The organism is Allobosea sp. P1_B10, from assembly GCF_056406735.1.
The window spans coordinates 509,286-522,500 of sequence record NZ_JBFTZP010000003.1 but is presented as its reverse complement, the minus strand read 5'-3'; the positions used below and the strand labels follow the sequence as shown (position 1 = coordinate 522,500).

General features: G+C 66.7%; 13 protein-coding genes. 8 read left to right on the top strand and 5 right to left on the bottom strand.

Annotated features, from left to right (window positions below; translation table 11 throughout):
• Positions 1 to 345: 345 nt before the first annotated feature.
• Positions 346 to 708, top strand: coding sequence for a hypothetical protein (locus AC1D2L_RS09860; protein ID WP_476845685.1), 363 nt, complete (start codon positions 346 to 348; stop codon positions 706 to 708).
• A gap of 201 nt (positions 709 to 909) precedes the next feature.
• Here the strand turns inward: AC1D2L_RS09860 and AC1D2L_RS09855 are convergent, their stop codons facing one another.
• The 5 genes from AC1D2L_RS09855 to AC1D2L_RS09835 are packed head-to-tail and all read right to left on the bottom strand — an operon-like array spanning position 910 to position 4,982.
• On the bottom strand, positions 910 to 1,245 hold the full coding sequence (locus tag AC1D2L_RS09855; protein WP_476845684.1) for a hypothetical protein: 336 nt from the start codon (positions 1,243 to 1,245) through the stop codon (positions 910 to 912).
• Positions 1,245 to 2,132 carry a DUF6772 family protein gene (locus AC1D2L_RS09850; protein WP_476845683.1) on the bottom strand — a complete coding sequence of 296 codons (888 nt, stop codon included), beginning with the start codon at positions 2,130 to 2,132 and terminating at the stop codon, positions 1,245 to 1,247. The genes AC1D2L_RS09855 and AC1D2L_RS09850 overlap by 1 nt, the downstream gene beginning before the upstream one ends.
• A gap of 3 nt (positions 2,133 to 2,135) precedes the next feature.
• Positions 2,136 to 2,969, bottom strand: coding sequence for a carbohydrate ABC transporter permease (locus AC1D2L_RS09845; protein ID WP_476845682.1), 834 nt, complete (start codon positions 2,967 to 2,969; stop codon positions 2,136 to 2,138).
• A complete protein-coding gene (locus AC1D2L_RS09840; protein WP_476845681.1) occupies positions 2,962 to 3,852 on the bottom strand; it encodes a carbohydrate ABC transporter permease in 891 nt (296 codons plus the stop codon). The genes AC1D2L_RS09845 and AC1D2L_RS09840 overlap by 8 nt, the downstream gene beginning before the upstream one ends.
• A gap of 5 nt (positions 3,853 to 3,857) precedes the next feature.
• A complete protein-coding gene (locus tag AC1D2L_RS09835; protein ID WP_476845680.1) occupies positions 3,858 to 4,982 on the bottom strand; it encodes a mandelate racemase/muconate lactonizing enzyme family protein in 1,125 nt (374 codons plus the stop codon).
• A gap of 95 nt (positions 4,983 to 5,077) precedes the next feature.
• Here AC1D2L_RS09835 and AC1D2L_RS09830 point away from each other — a divergent pair, with 95 nt between their 5' ends.
• From AC1D2L_RS09830 to AC1D2L_RS09800, 7 genes are all read left to right on the top strand, one after another.
• A complete protein-coding gene (locus AC1D2L_RS09830; protein ID WP_476845679.1) occupies positions 5,078 to 5,872 on the top strand; it encodes a FadR/GntR family transcriptional regulator in 795 nt (264 codons plus the stop codon).
• Positions 5,844 to 7,157 carry an ABC transporter substrate-binding protein gene (locus AC1D2L_RS09825; RefSeq protein ID WP_476845678.1) on the top strand — a complete coding sequence of 438 codons (1,314 nt, stop codon included), beginning with the start codon at positions 5,844 to 5,846 and terminating at the stop codon, positions 7,155 to 7,157. Before AC1D2L_RS09830 ends, AC1D2L_RS09825 begins: the two co-directional genes overlap by 29 nt.
• Before the next feature lie 60 nt (positions 7,158 to 7,217).
• Entirely contained in the window at positions 7,218 to 8,507 is a 1,290-nt protein-coding gene (locus AC1D2L_RS09820) for an ABC transporter substrate-binding protein (RefSeq protein ID WP_476845677.1), read from the top strand.
• Positions 8,507 to 9,256: an SDR family NAD(P)-dependent oxidoreductase gene (locus AC1D2L_RS09815; protein WP_476845676.1), complete on the top strand. Its 750-nt coding sequence runs from the start codon at positions 8,507 to 8,509 to the stop codon at positions 9,254 to 9,256. The genes AC1D2L_RS09820 and AC1D2L_RS09815 overlap by 1 nt, the downstream gene beginning before the upstream one ends.
• A gap of 132 nt (positions 9,257 to 9,388) precedes the next feature.
• Positions 9,389 to 10,294, top strand: coding sequence for a S1C family serine protease (locus AC1D2L_RS09810; RefSeq protein ID WP_476845675.1), 906 nt, complete (start codon positions 9,389 to 9,391; stop codon positions 10,292 to 10,294).
• 75 nt (positions 10,295 to 10,369) lie between these two features.
• The gene (locus tag AC1D2L_RS09805) at positions 10,370 to 11,914 is read left to right on the top strand and encodes a cation:proton antiporter (protein WP_476845674.1); all 1,545 of its coding nucleotides are present in this window, start codon (positions 10,370 to 10,372) and stop codon (positions 11,912 to 11,914) included.
• Positions 11,911 to 13,167 carry a flavin monoamine oxidase family protein gene (locus AC1D2L_RS09800; protein WP_476845673.1) on the top strand — a complete coding sequence of 419 codons (1,257 nt, stop codon included), beginning with the start codon at positions 11,911 to 11,913 and terminating at the stop codon, positions 13,165 to 13,167. Before AC1D2L_RS09805 ends, AC1D2L_RS09800 begins: the two co-directional genes overlap by 4 nt.
• Positions 13,168 to 13,215 lie beyond the last annotated feature (48 nt).

The following is a 13,215-nucleotide window of genomic DNA, read 5'->3' as shown; positions in this document are numbered from 1 at the left end:
TTTATTTCCAGATGGTTACGGTTCGCGAATAAAGGGCCGCGCCTGACATTCGCAACCAGTGGTTGCGTTTCGATGGTTAATTATGTGTTTCCTGATGGATGCCGGCGATGCGATGATCCCTGCGCCTGCCCGCGGGCGACCCGCGGGAGGGTCGATCGCGGCGGACTCCCCCGGCCGGGCACACTTGCGCCGCTGCGCGCAAAGTCGGTAGGTGTTGTGTCGCTCGACGCGCGGTCTCTCCCTGTTCAAAGATAAACCGGGCTTCGTTGCGTGCCGAGGCGACGGAACCTGGCGGCGCCTGTCGGCTGTTGTCTTCCCGCGAAATGCGGTGCGAAAGGATTTGCTATGATTCGGAAGTCGTTCATCGCCGGCGCGTTCTGCGCCGTCGCGCTCATCGCTGGCGCCCTTGCAGCGCCTGCACCCGCTGCCGCCGCCGAAGCCTTGCCGCTTGCCATGACCCAGCAGCTCGACGGTCAGGATGCCGCTTTCACGATGACCGCCGCCAAGCAGCGCCGGCTGATGATCATCCAGAACACGAACCGCAACTTGAACGCCGGCCGGCGCGGCTACGGCCCGCGTCCGGGCTACGGTCCGCGTCCTGGTTACGGTCCGCGTCCTGGTTACGGCGGACATCCCGGTTATGCCGGCCGGCCTGGCTATGGCCCGCGCCCGGGCTACGGTCCGCGTCCCGGATATCCTCGCTATTGATCGAGCGGGACGCTTCGTCTTCGCGACGGAGCGTCCCTCCCGACCGCCTTCGGGCGTTCGGACCTGTCGAGCCGGTGCCACCGCGGTGGCGACAGGCGATGAGGCCAACGCCGGACGCGGGCCGTCTTCGTTCACTCGCGGCAAGCGACCTTCCCACCCAGCGAGACCGGACAGCGTTTTATCGACGTTGCCGTGCGGCTTTCAGGCTTTCAGGTGATAGGTCACCAGCACGACGATCTCGCCGCCTTCGGGCAGGCTCGCGCAGACGCGCAGAAAATTACCGAAATGGGCGAGGCGCTGGAACGTCACCGCGTCCTGTGTCGCCGGCAGTTCAAAGCTCGAACCTTCCGGCGCCCAATGCATCCCATCGGCGGAAATCTCGATGCGGGCCCTGGGCAGCTTGCCTTTGGGCGCCTTGAGTGCCCGCACGAAGACGATCGCCTCCTTGGCCCAGCCCGCCTCATAGGGTTCGGTCGCGCTCTCGCCCGTCCAGGTCTCGTTGCGGGCGACGACGGCAGTGAGGTTTTCAGGCAGCATCAGAAATCCCCCGAAAGGCAGACCGAGTCGAGATAGGCGAATGCGCGCTTGTCGGTATCCGTCTCCGCGAAGAAACAGAGATTGAGCATGCACCAGAGGTTCTTCATCGCCGGGATGCGGATCGGCTCGAAGGTCGACATGTCGAACTTGCGGTCGTTCACCTGGAAGCCGGTCGCCTGCATTGTGGCGAGGTCGAAGTCGAAGCGCAGGTAGTGCCAGTTAATCTTGGTCGGGATTTCGTTGTAGCAGAGCTTCTGCTCGCCACCCGGCAGGTCTTCCCAGTCGGATTCCGCGAGATGGTAGTGCGAGATCGTCTTGCCAGCATTGCCGATCGGCTTGATCGGCGTCGTCTTGCGCTTGAACTGCCATTTCTGCAGGTGCTCGCCATCCTTCGCGTTGAGGAAGCGCAGATGCGGCATCACGCGCTCGCCACCCGCGCCGGTCTGGTCGCCGACCTGGAGGTCGTAGAGGAAGCCGAAGGAGCGGACATCGGTCTCCATCAGCTGGAGTTCGTTCGCCTCGGGCTTGAAGGTGAAATAGCACTCCATCCGGATCGGGCCCGCCTTGCGGAACGTCAGGCGTTTGAGCGTGACGTTCTGGGCGCCGGCGCGAGCTCGGGTCGCCAGCTTCAGCGCATAGGAGCCATCGACGCCGCCATGCGAGCCGAAGTCCCAGTTCGGCAAGGTCGAGAGCATGGCGTGCGAGTGCTGGGCATAGCCCGGCAGCATCTGGTCGAGCGTGATCTCGTAATTGCCGACGAGCTGGGTCCAACCGCATATGCCGCGGTCGAAATCATCGAGACAGATGATGCGCGGCAGTGGGTCGAAGCGGCTGACTTGCGGATCGGATTCGCGAATGGCGCGTCTGAAATCGTCGAGCTGGGTCATGACCTATCCTTTCACCGCGCCGGCCGTGAGCCCGGCGACGAGATGCTTCTGCATGAGGATGACGAAGGCGAGCACAGGCAGGAGCTGGATGGCGGACGCCGCGAAGAGGACGCCCCATTCCACGCCCTCGACCGCGCCGATCATCTCCGCCACGACCAAAGGCGCTGTCTTGGCTTTGGTGGTGGTGAAGATGAAAGCGAAGAGGAATTCGTTCCAGGCATAGACGATGACGAAGACCGCCACCGCGAGCATGCCCTGGGCCGCCAGCGGAAAGATCACGCGGCGGATGATCTGGAACTGGGAGGCGCCGTCGATCATCGCGGATTCGTCGAGCTCGCGCGGGATCTGATCGATGAAGGTGCGCATCACGATCGTGCCGAGCGAGACGAAGAAGGTCGCGTAGAGCAGGATCAGGATGAAATGCGTGTCGTTGAGCCCGAGCCAGTTGACCACCGGGAACAGCGGCAAAGTGATTACGATCGGTGGGATCAGGCGGATGAAGATCAGGAAGAAGGCGCTGGCCTGCAGGCCCTTGGAGGCATGGCGGGAGTAGGCGAAGCCTGCCAGCAGCGAGACCGTGACGGCCAGCACGGTCGCGCCGACCGTGACCAGAAAACTGTTCCAGAGTCCGGTGAAGAAGTCGCCCCAGCGGCTCCAGAGCATGGCGTAGTTCGCCAGGGTCGGCGCGAAATTGAAGCGCGAGGCGGTCGAGAAGATGTCGCGGTCGGCCTTGAAGGACGACATCACGATCAGGACGATCGGCACCAGCGACCAGGCCATGATCGCCAGGATGGCGAGCGTCTTCAGGATGGTGCGCAGGAGCGGGTGCTTACGCATGCTTGCCGAACATCTCCCTGTAGAGCCCGCGCAGGTAGACCAGCGCGAGCAGGAGCGAGGCGAGCACGAGCAGCCAGCCCGTGGCGGCGGCGGCGCCGAAAGAATTGTAGCGAAAGGCCTCGAGATACAGATAGACCGCCATCACCTCGGTGGTGCGGGCCGGTCCGCCACCGGTCATCAGCCAGACCTCGGAGAACAGCCGGAAGGCGAAAATGTAGCGGAACAGCGCCGCGATCAGCAGCGCCGGCATCAGCAGCGGCAAGGTGATGCGGCGAAAGGCGCCCCAGCCGGTGGCCCCATCGAGCGCGCCGGCCTCGTAGAGATCGCCGGGAATGGCCAGCCGCGCCGCATAGATGATGATGAAGCTGAACGGCAGATGCAGCCAGATCGAGAGCAGGCAGACCATCAGCAGGCCATGGTTGGGATTGACCGACCACTCGATCGGCGGCAGGCCGATGGCGCCGAGAAGCTGGCTCATCATGCCGACATCGGGCTCGAAGAGGTAACGCCACATCACGACCGCCGAGACCTCGCTGACCGCATAGGGCGCGAGCACGATCGCCAGCAGGAGGGCGCGGAACGGCACGCCCGAGGCGAAGAACAGCGCCATCAGCAGGCCGAGCAGCAATTCGACATGCACGACAATGACGACCACGATCACGGTGTTGACCAGCGCCCGCCAGAAATAGGGGTCGGCCAGGACTTTCGCGTAGTTGGCGAGGCCGACAAAGGCCGCGGCCTGCCCGAACGAGGACTGGTTCAGGCTGAGCCAGAACACATAGAGCGCCGGCAGGAAGATGACGCAGCCGACCATCAGCTGGACGGGACTGACCAGCGCGATCGCGCGCAAGGGTGTCGGATTGCCGGGCGTGGTGGAGCCCATGGCGCTCACGCGATCCGGTAGCGCGCGAGTGCGTCGCGATCGACCTCGACGCCGAGGCCGGGGCCCTGCGGCACCATCAGCCTGCCATCGACGAGCTGGCTGCCTTCGCCGACGAGCGGATGCGTGAAGGCGTCGCGCAGTGGGTTGGCGTAGACCATGCATTCGAAGGTGCGGAAGGTCTCGGCGGCGGCGGCGAGTTGCAGACTGGCGGCGACGCACAGCGCGCCCGACCAGCCGACATGGGGCGCGTAGGCCGTATTGAAGCTCGCGGCGAGTTCCGCGATGCGCCAGGTCTCGGTGATGCCGCCCGAGCGGGTGACGTCGGGCTGGATCAGCCCGAGCGAGCGGTCCTGCAGCATCTCGAGCGCTTCGGAGGCGACATAGTCGCTCTCGCCCGCCGCCAGCCGGATCGGCAGATGCTGGGCGAGCCTGCGATAGCCCGCCCGATCATGGGGTGCGATCGGCTCCTCGAAAAAGCCGTAGCCGAGATCGGCCAGCACCCGCCCGACGACCATGGCGTCGTCGACGTCATAGGCCCAGTTGGCGTCGACATAGAGCGCGACATCGTCGCCGGCGAGCTTGCGAATGAATTTGGCCCGCGCGATCGCATCCTTGAGCGGGTGCCCGAGCTTGACCTTGATCTCGCGGAACCCGGCCTTGAGGACGGCGGCGACCTCGGCCTCGACAGTGACATCGTCGAGCCAGTTGATCGAGGACGCATAGGCCGCGACCTCCGTCCTCCCCATGCCGCCGAGCAGTTTGTGGATCGGCTGCCCCGCGGCCTTGCCGGCAATGTCCCAGAGCGCGATGTCGACGGCCGAGAGCGCCTCGACCAGCTGGCCACCGGGACGCCCCGAGAGCGGCGCGCGCATCGCCTTCCAAAGCGCGCGACGGTCGGCGGGATCTTTTCCCAGCAGCCGCGGCGTCAGCAATTCGTCGATCAGCCGGGCATAGGCCGCCGCGCCGCGACGGGCGAGCCCCTCTCCAAAGCCGATGATGCCGTCGCTGGTGACGACCTCGACCACCACCAGCTCGATGGCGGGATAATCGCCCTGCGACGTCCGTTGGGCCTTGGCCAGAACGACGCGGAGCGGGTAGGCCACCACCTGCGTGATGCGGCTTGCCGACATGGCGGCATGTCCTCCCCAGGACAGTAACTTATCTGATAGGTTGAACAGTTGCCAACTTGCCGGGCTTCTGTCAACACTGTTTGCGGAGCCTGAAGATGAGCCACCTAGTCAGCGCCGCCCTGTCCGATGACGACCCGTTCGCCGACGCCGATGTGGTGCCGACGCGGCTGGGCGACGCCGTGATCGAGCGGATCACCCAGGCGATCCATGACGGCCGGTTGAAGCCCGGCGACACCCTGCCCTCCGAGGCGCGCATGGCCGCCTCGTTCGGGGTCAGCAAGCCGATCGCCCGCGAGGCGATCCGGCAGCTCGCCGCGATGGGCGTGGTCCATATCCAGCAAGGCAAGCCGACGCGTGTGCAGGCCCTCGATGCAGCCCCGCTCGACCGCTTCTTCCGGTTCGCCGTACGCGGCAGCAAGACCGGACTGACCGAGGCGGTGGAACTGCGCCGCGTGCTCGAGCCGCCGATCGCGCGTTACAGCGCAGAACGCCGGACGGCGCAGGACCTAGAGCGGCTGGACCGCATCCTGCTGCAGCTCGAGGCCGCGCTGACGCATGTCCCGCGCTGGATCGAGGCCGATCTCGACTTCCACGAGGCGATCGCCGCGTCCTCGGGCAACAGCCTGCTCGATCTCCAGATCCGGGCGTTGCGCCCGTTGAACCGCGAGATCATGGAGCTGTTCAACTCGCGCAGCACCCGTACCACGGCCGACTGGCGCAAGACCTATGAGCGCCATGTCGAGGTCGTCGACGCCATCCGGGCGGGGGACGGCGATGCCGCCCAACGCGCCATGAGCAAGCATTTCGAAGCGGCTGAAGTCGCCATCGCGGAACTCGCGAACATCCGGGAGGAGAGCAACCATGACGACAGGGACAGGGCCGGACCATAGGCAGATCGATCGCCGGCAGGTTGTCGGGGGTTTCATCGGGCTGAGTTTCGTCGGGCTCGACAGTACCGCCGCGCTTGCGCAGACCGCGCCGCTCAATCTGTTCGCGCATCGCGTCATGCAGACGGTCTCGACCGGCGCGCAAGGCGGCGACATCACCAAGGAGTGGGCCCAGAAGAACGGCACCACGATCCAGTGGACGACCTTCGACACAGGCCCGCTGCAGGAGCGGCTCTTCCGCGAGGCCAGCCTGGGCGAGACCACGGTCGATGTCGGCTTCCTCCTGAACACCCAGGCCGTGCCGCGCGCAGCCAGCCTGTTCGAGCCGCTCGACGAGTACATGAAGCGCGATCCGCTGGAGGACGCCTCCGACATATTTCCGGGCCTGATGGAGGGCATGAAGGTCGGCGGCAAGCAGTTCGCGGTCCCGTTCCGCCACGCCTCGTCGGGGCTGCACTACAATGAGGAGTTGCTGGCCGAGAAGGGCTTCAGCAAGCCGCCGTCGACGATCGAGGAGATGGCGGAGATGGCGCGCGCCTGCACTTATCGTCGAACTGACGGCACCGCCGTGGTCGGCTTGTGCATGCCGGGCGTGACCTATCCCAATGTCATCGACATCGCCCGCGCCTGGGACGGCGACTTCATCACCCCCGATTTCAAATGCGTTGCCGACCAGCCGCCGATGCTGAACGCGATCAAGATGCTGCGCGAGCTCTTCGTGGCCGGCGCCTTTCCGCGCAATTTCGCGACGCTTTCCACCGAGGACGTCAATGTCTGGATGCAGCAGGGCCGCGCCGCGTTCAGCCTGCAGAGCATGGGCCGCAACCGCATCTACAACGATCCGCAGAAGTCGAAATTTCCCGGCAAGATCAAGACGATCGCCCTCCCCGGCTCGAAGACGCTCGCCGGCAGGTACGAGGCCGCGCCGGCCAAGGTCGAGTTCTGGGGGCTTTGCATCCCGAAGAACGCCAAGCGCAAGGACCTGTCCTGGAGCTTCATCAAGGCGATGGCGACCAAGGCGGCGACGCTTGGCGCGGCGCTCAACGGCAACGGCCCCGTGCGCGCCTCGACCTATGCCGATGCGGGGTTTGCCAAGACCGTGCCCTATGCGTCCGAGGAGTTGAAGGTGCTGAAGGTCGCCCGCGTGCCGCTGCCGGCCTTCGACGAGGCGGCGCGCGCCGGCGATCTCTTCAAGGAGGAGGCCGAAGCCGCCGTGCTTGGGATGAAGACGCCGGAGGAGGCCATGGCCTCGCTGGTCAAGCGCGTCCAGCCGCTGCTTCCGGCCTGAATTCGACGAACCGCCAGAACGCGCGAACACAGCGCGGGGCTTCACATCGGGAGGATTGCCATGCCCACCACCATCTCACGCCGCAGCCTTGGACTGCTGGCGGCAGGAAGCGCCGCCGCGATCGCCCTCCCGGGGATCGCGAGGGCGCAGGCGAGGACGCTGACCGCGCTCGGCCACCGTGTCCACCAGACCTGCGCCACCACCGGGCCCGGCGGCGACGCGACCGAGGCGTTCCGAAAACAGGCCAATGCAGGCATCAACTGGGTCACATTCGGCGACAACAACGCGATCCACGAGCGCCTGCTGCGCGAGGTCACTCTGGGCGAAACCTCGATCGATGTCGGCTATCTCGTCAACGGTCGCGCCGTGCCGCGCAATCTGAAACTGTTCGAGCCGCTCGACGGCTTCATAAGGGATGTCGGGATCGAGGCCCCCGAGGATTTCGCACCCGGCCTGGTTGCGCCGCTGAAGCTCGACGGCGCGCTCCACGGGATTCCGGTGCGCCACGCCACAAATGCCCTGATCTACAACGAGGCGCTGCTGGAGGAGCGCGGCGTCAGCAAGCTCCCGACGACATTCGAGGAGATGGTCGAGCTCGCGCGAAAGCTCACCTTCAAGCGCGATGACGGAACGCAGGTCCATGGCCTCGCCTTCACCGCAGTCTTCGCCTCGAATTTCCTGACGCTCGCACGCTGCTTCGGCGGCGACTACATGACGACCGACGGCAAGCTGGTGGCCGCCGAACCGCCGATGGTGAAGGCCCTGACCGTCCTGGCCGACCTCAACAAGGCCGGCGTGCTGCCGCGCAACTTCGCGACGGTGAACAATGAGGAAATCACCACCTGGATGCAGCAGGGCCGCGCCGCGATGACGATCAACCCCTTCGCGCGGCTCGTGACCTATAATGATCCGAGCAAGGGCAAGTATGGCGGGCGCTTCAAATCGCTGCTGCCGCCCATGGCCGCAGATCTCGTAGGGAAGGTCAGCTTTGCGCCGACGGTCGAATACTGGTCGATGATGATCCCGAAGAACGCCAAGCAGAAGCCGCTGAGCTGGGAGATGATCCGCTCGCTGACCTCCAAGGCCGGCACCATGGCGATGGCGCTGAACGGCAACGGACCGACCCGCATCTCGACCTATGCCGAGCCGGCGCTCAAGGCGGCGATGCCCTACGCTGCCGACGAGGCCGCCGCGCTGAAGGCCTCGCGCATCCATCTCCCGGCCTTCGACGAGCAGGCCCGCGCCCACGACATCTTCATCGAGGAAACACAGGCCGCCGTCCTCGGCCTCAAGCCGCCTCAGGCAGCGATGGACGATGCGGTCAAGCGTGTGAAACCGCTGCTCGGCTGATGACAGCTGCACTTTCGGGCCGCGTCGCGCTGGTCACCGGCGCGGCGCGCGGAATCGGGCTCGCCATCGCAACGCGCTTCGCCGAGGCCGGCGCGCGCGTCGTGGTCCATGATCGCGACCGCGAAGCCGAGAGAGTCGCAGGCGATCTGCGCGACGCCGGATGCAAGGCACAGTCGCTGATCCACGACCTCGCGCTGCCAGGCGCACCCGATGCGATGCTGCGGGCGTTGCAGAGCGCCGGCCACGAGCCCGATATCCTCGTCCTGTGCGCGTCCGCGGAAATCCGCGAGACCTGGGACGCCGTCAGCGACGCCGCCCTGGCCATGCAAAGCGAGGTCAATCTCCACGCCACGGCAAGGCTGCTCAGGACGTTCGTGCCGGGGATGGTCGCGCGGGGCTTCGGGCGCGTCATCGCGATCGGCTCGGCGCAGGAGGTGCGCGCCAATGCCGACTGCCTCTATTACGCGGCGACCAAGGCTGCCCAGACCAGCATGATCCTGACGCTGGCGCGGACATTGCGGGCGCCGGATGTGACGCTGAACGTGATCCAGCCCGGCGCCATCCGGACCGAGCGCAACCGCGCCGTGCTGGCCCAGCCGGGCCGCGAGGCGCTGGCACTCGAGCGCATTCCGCTCGGGCGGATCGGCTCGCCCGGCGACTGCGCCGGCGTCGCACTGCTGCTGTGCGGGCCGGAAGGCTCGTATCTGAACGGCGCCACGCTGGCGGTGGATGGCGGGATGCGTCTCTAGGCTCGAACCCTCGCATTTGCCGGTGCGTCATGGGTGCGCCCAATCGTCTCCACGGCCTTGCCATCCTCAAGGCGGTTCATAGGTTCTATCGAACAGATCCGGAATCTGTCGCGGTCCCTTCAGGATGGAACGATGAGCATCGAGCCGACCCTAAAATCGATCGTGGGCGTGCGTTCCTCCATTCCGGAGGACGCCTTTACCGCCGGGACGCTCGGCACACGGCGCGAGGGCAGTGGCGTCGTCATCCGCGACGACGGGCTGGTGCTGACCATCGGCTACCTGATCACCGAGGCGCAGGATGTCTGGCTGACGACCCAGGCCGGCCGCGTCGTCCCCGCGCATGCGCTCGCCTATGACCAGGAGACCGGCTTCGGGTTGGTGCAGGCGCTCGAACGGCTCGACCTGCCGGCGATTGCGCTCGGCGCCGCCGCCCAGGCCGAGGTCGGCGAAGCCGTCATGCTAGCCGACGGGCTTGGCCAGGTGGTGCGGGCCAATATCGTCGCCAAGCAGGAGTTCGCCGGCTACTGGGAATACCTGCTCGATGAAGCGATCTTCATCAGCCCCGCGCATCCCTCATGGGGCGGCGCGGCACTCGTCGGGGCGGATGGCAAGCTGCTCGGCATCGGCTCGCTTCACCTGCAGATGGGCCGGGGCGACGAGCTATCGGAGGTCAACATGATCGTCCCGATCGACCTCCTGCAGCCGATCCTGGACCAGCTTCTCGCAAGGGGCCGTGTCGACAAGCCACCGCGCCCCTGGCTCGGGGCGTTCTCGGCCGAGCGCAACGGCAAGGTGGTCGTGATGAGCGTCGTCGAGGGCGCGCCTGCGGCCCAGGCCGGCCTGCGCCCCGGCGACATCATCTCGGATGTGCGTGACAGCGAAATCGACGGCCTCGCGGATTTCTACCGCAAGCTGTGGGCGAGCGGGCCGGTGGGCTCCGAGGTCCCGGTCAGGGTCGTGCGTGATGGACGCGAGGCCTGGCTGCGCGTGAAATCGGCCGATCGCGGCAGCTTTCTCAGGAAGCCTTCGCTGCAGTAGCGGGCCGGAGCGAGCAGCGCAGCCTCCACGCGGCGCTGTCGACAGCGTCCGCTGTCGGGCGCAAAGTCCGACCTCATGATCTTCTTCGAGTCGATCCTCATCATCATGCTGGGGGCGGTGATCCTTGCCGCCGCGTCCAGGCGTGCGGGTATTCCCTACCCCGTGGTGCTGGCAGTCGGCGGAACGGCCCTGGCCTTCATGCCGGATGCCCCGCAGATCACTCTCGATCCCGAGCTCGTGCTGGCGCTGTTCGTGGCGCCGATCCTGCTCGATGCCGCGTTCGACACCTCGCCCCGCGACCTGCGCAGGAGCTGGCTTCCGATCGGCGGGCTTGTCCTCGTTGCCGTCGCCGTCACGACGATCGGGGTTGCACTGGTGGCCCGCTGGTTCGAGCCCGCGCTGCCCTGGGCCGCCGCTATCGCTCTAGGTGCGATCGTCGCCCCGCCCGATGCCGTGGCCGCCACCGCGATCCTGCGGCGGATCAGGCCGCCGCACCGGCTGGTCGTGATCCTCGAAGGCGAAAGCCTGCTCAACGATGCGAGCGCGCTGCTGATCTATCGCATCGCCGTCGGGGCCGTGGCCGCCGGCAGCTTCGCCGCCATGGACGTTCTCCCCGTCTTCGGGCTCGTGGTGCTCGGCAGCGTGGTCCTGGGCGCCGTTCTGGCCTGGCTCGGCGTGCGCCTGCTCGGCATGTTCCAGGACCAGTCCAGCGCGATCATCCTGCAGTTCATCACCACCTTCGGCGTCTGGATCATGGCCGAAAGGCTGCATCTCTCCGGCATCATCACCATCGTCGTCTACGGCATCGTCATCGCCCGCTGGGCTCCGGCGCGGACCAGCGCGAGACTGCGCATCCCGTCCTACGCCGTCTGGGAGACCACCGTCTTCGTGCTCCAGGTGATGGCCTTCGTCCTGGTGGGGCTGCAATTGCGGCCGATCATATCGGGCCTGAGCGCGGCGCAGCGGATCGACTATGGCTGGGTGGCCGCAGCCGTGCTGGCGACCGTAATTGTCGTGCGCCTCGCCTGGGTCATGACGTATACGGCGGCCTGGCGCAGCCTGTACCGCCCGCGCGGCGGGCCGGCGACTGGGCCAGAACCCGCGGGACCGACGCTGCGCGGCGGGCTGATCATATCGTGGTGCGGCATGCGCGGCATCGTCACCCTGGCGGCCGCCTACGCCCTCCCCGGCGATTTCCCCTATCGTGACCTCATCCTGGTCTGCGCCTTCACCGTCGTGGTCGGGACGCTGCTCGTCCAGGGTCTGACCTTGCCGGCCCTGCTGAAGCTGCTCGCGCTGAGCGACGACAGGCCCGTAGAACGCGAATTCGCCCTTGCGCGGAAGGCGGCGCTCGAGGCCGCGAAGGCGACGATCGATACCGAGGAGTCGCCCGTCGCCGATGCCGTGCGCCGCGAATATCGCCACATGCTGGAGCAGGCGCCGGACGCCTCGACGCTGGATACGCCCCATAACCAACTCCGGCGCAACGCGATCATGGCCGCCCGCGCCGTCGCACTCGAACTCCGACGCAGCGGGACCATCGGCGACGACGCCTTCCACCGGCTGGAGGAGGAACTCGACTTTCTCGAACTTGGCGCAGCGCCGCGAGAGGCGCGATGAGCACGGTGCTGGACGTCGCGATCATCGGCGCGGGAGCCGCCGGCGTGGCGGCAGGCCGCCGGCTCGCCGCAGCGGGACGCTCCATTCTGCTGATCGAGGCGAGCGAACGCGTCGGTGGCCGCGCCTGGACGCGCCATCATGAAGGGCTGCCGATCGATCTCGGATGCGGCTGGCTGCATTCGGGAGACCGCAACCCGTGGTCGGCGCTCGCACCCGAACTGGGCTTCCGTCTCGACCGCACCACGCCACCCTGGGGCAAACAGTTCCAGGGGCTGAATTTTCCGCCGGACCAACAGGAAGCCGCCTGGTCGGCCTATGCCGCATTCGAAGAGCGTCTTCGCGCGGCGCCACCCGAAACCGACCGGGCGGCCGACCTGCTCGAGCCCGGCGGCCGCTGGAACGGCTATCTCGAGGCGATGAGCGGCTACATCAATGGCGCCTCCCTCGACCAGCTCTCGATCCGCGACTATCTCGCCTATGCCGATGCCGAGACGGGCGTGAACTGGCGTGTCGAACAGGGGTACGGAGCGCTGGTCGCGGCCGCTGCGGCGGACTTGCCCGTGCGGCTCAACACGCAGGTCAGCGCGATCGAGGCAGGCTCGCGGCATCTGAGGGTGATCGCGGCCTCGGGCGCGATCGAGGCACGCGCCGTCATCCTGACGCTGCCGACCGATGTGCTCGCCTCCGGGTCGATTCGCCTCCCCGTCGAAGTCGACGATCGGGTCGATGCGGCACGGATGCTGCCGCTTGGGCTCGCCGACAAGATCGTGTTCGCGCTGGATCGCCGCGATGGGTTCGAGCCGGACACGCAGGTGATCGGCCGTCCCGGGGACGCGATGACGGGGAGCTATCACCTGCGGCCCTTCGGGCGGCCGCTGATCGAGGGCTTCTACGGCGGCGCCACGGCCCGCGAGCTCGAAGCGATGGGCGAGGCGGCAGCGGCGGCCTTCGCGCGGGACGAGCTCGCCTCCCTGTTCGGTCCCCAGATCAGCCGGAGGCTGACCCAAGTGGCGCAGTCGTCATGGGGTCGCAACCCTTTTGCGCTCGGCTCCTACAGCCATGCCCTGCCCGGTCATGTCTCGGCGCGCGGACTGCTCGCGATGCCATGGAACGACCGGTTGTTCTTTGCCGGCGAAGCCTGCTCGACAGCGGATTTCTCGACGGCACATGGCGCCTTTGAGACCGGACTTGCTGCGGCGGAAGCCGTGCTGGCACGAGGGTCTCGACAGGCCGAGGCGACGCGCGCCCGGTAAAGCGACGCGATATAATTGGTATAGCAAATCATTTTGATATACATGCAC

Excerpts from the sequence above, each read along its gene's own strand:
- AC1D2L_RS09860 (WP_476845685.1), top strand. The coding sequence starts at position 346 with ATGATTCGGAAGTCGTTCATCGCCGGCGCGTTCTGCGCCGTCGCGCTC.
- AC1D2L_RS09855 (WP_476845684.1), bottom strand. The coding sequence starts at position 1,245 with ATGCTGCCTGAAAACCTCACTGCCGTCGTCGCCCGCAACGAGACCTGG.
- AC1D2L_RS09850 (WP_476845683.1), bottom strand. The coding sequence starts at position 2,132 with ATGACCCAGCTCGACGATTTCAGACGCGCCATTCGCGAATCCGATCCG.
- AC1D2L_RS09845 (WP_476845682.1), bottom strand. The coding sequence starts at position 2,969 with ATGCGTAAGCACCCGCTCCTGCGCACCATCCTGAAGACGCTCGCCATC.
- AC1D2L_RS09840 (WP_476845681.1), bottom strand. The coding sequence starts at position 3,852 with ATGGGCTCCACCACGCCCGGCAATCCGACACCCTTGCGCGCGATCGCG.
- AC1D2L_RS09835 (WP_476845680.1), bottom strand. The coding sequence starts at position 4,982 with ATGTCGGCAAGCCGCATCACGCAGGTGGTGGCCTACCCGCTCCGCGTC.
- AC1D2L_RS09830 (WP_476845679.1), top strand. The coding sequence starts at position 5,078 with ATGAGCCACCTAGTCAGCGCCGCCCTGTCCGATGACGACCCGTTCGCC.
- AC1D2L_RS09825 (WP_476845678.1), top strand. The coding sequence starts at position 5,844 with ATGACGACAGGGACAGGGCCGGACCATAGGCAGATCGATCGCCGGCAG.
- AC1D2L_RS09820 (WP_476845677.1), top strand. The coding sequence starts at position 7,218 with ATGCCCACCACCATCTCACGCCGCAGCCTTGGACTGCTGGCGGCAGGA.
- AC1D2L_RS09815 (WP_476845676.1), top strand. The coding sequence starts at position 8,507 with ATGACAGCTGCACTTTCGGGCCGCGTCGCGCTGGTCACCGGCGCGGCG.
- AC1D2L_RS09810 (WP_476845675.1), top strand. The coding sequence starts at position 9,389 with ATGAGCATCGAGCCGACCCTAAAATCGATCGTGGGCGTGCGTTCCTCC.
- AC1D2L_RS09805 (WP_476845674.1), top strand. The coding sequence starts at position 10,370 with ATGATCTTCTTCGAGTCGATCCTCATCATCATGCTGGGGGCGGTGATC.
- AC1D2L_RS09800 (WP_476845673.1), top strand. The coding sequence starts at position 11,911 with ATGAGCACGGTGCTGGACGTCGCGATCATCGGCGCGGGAGCCGCCGGC.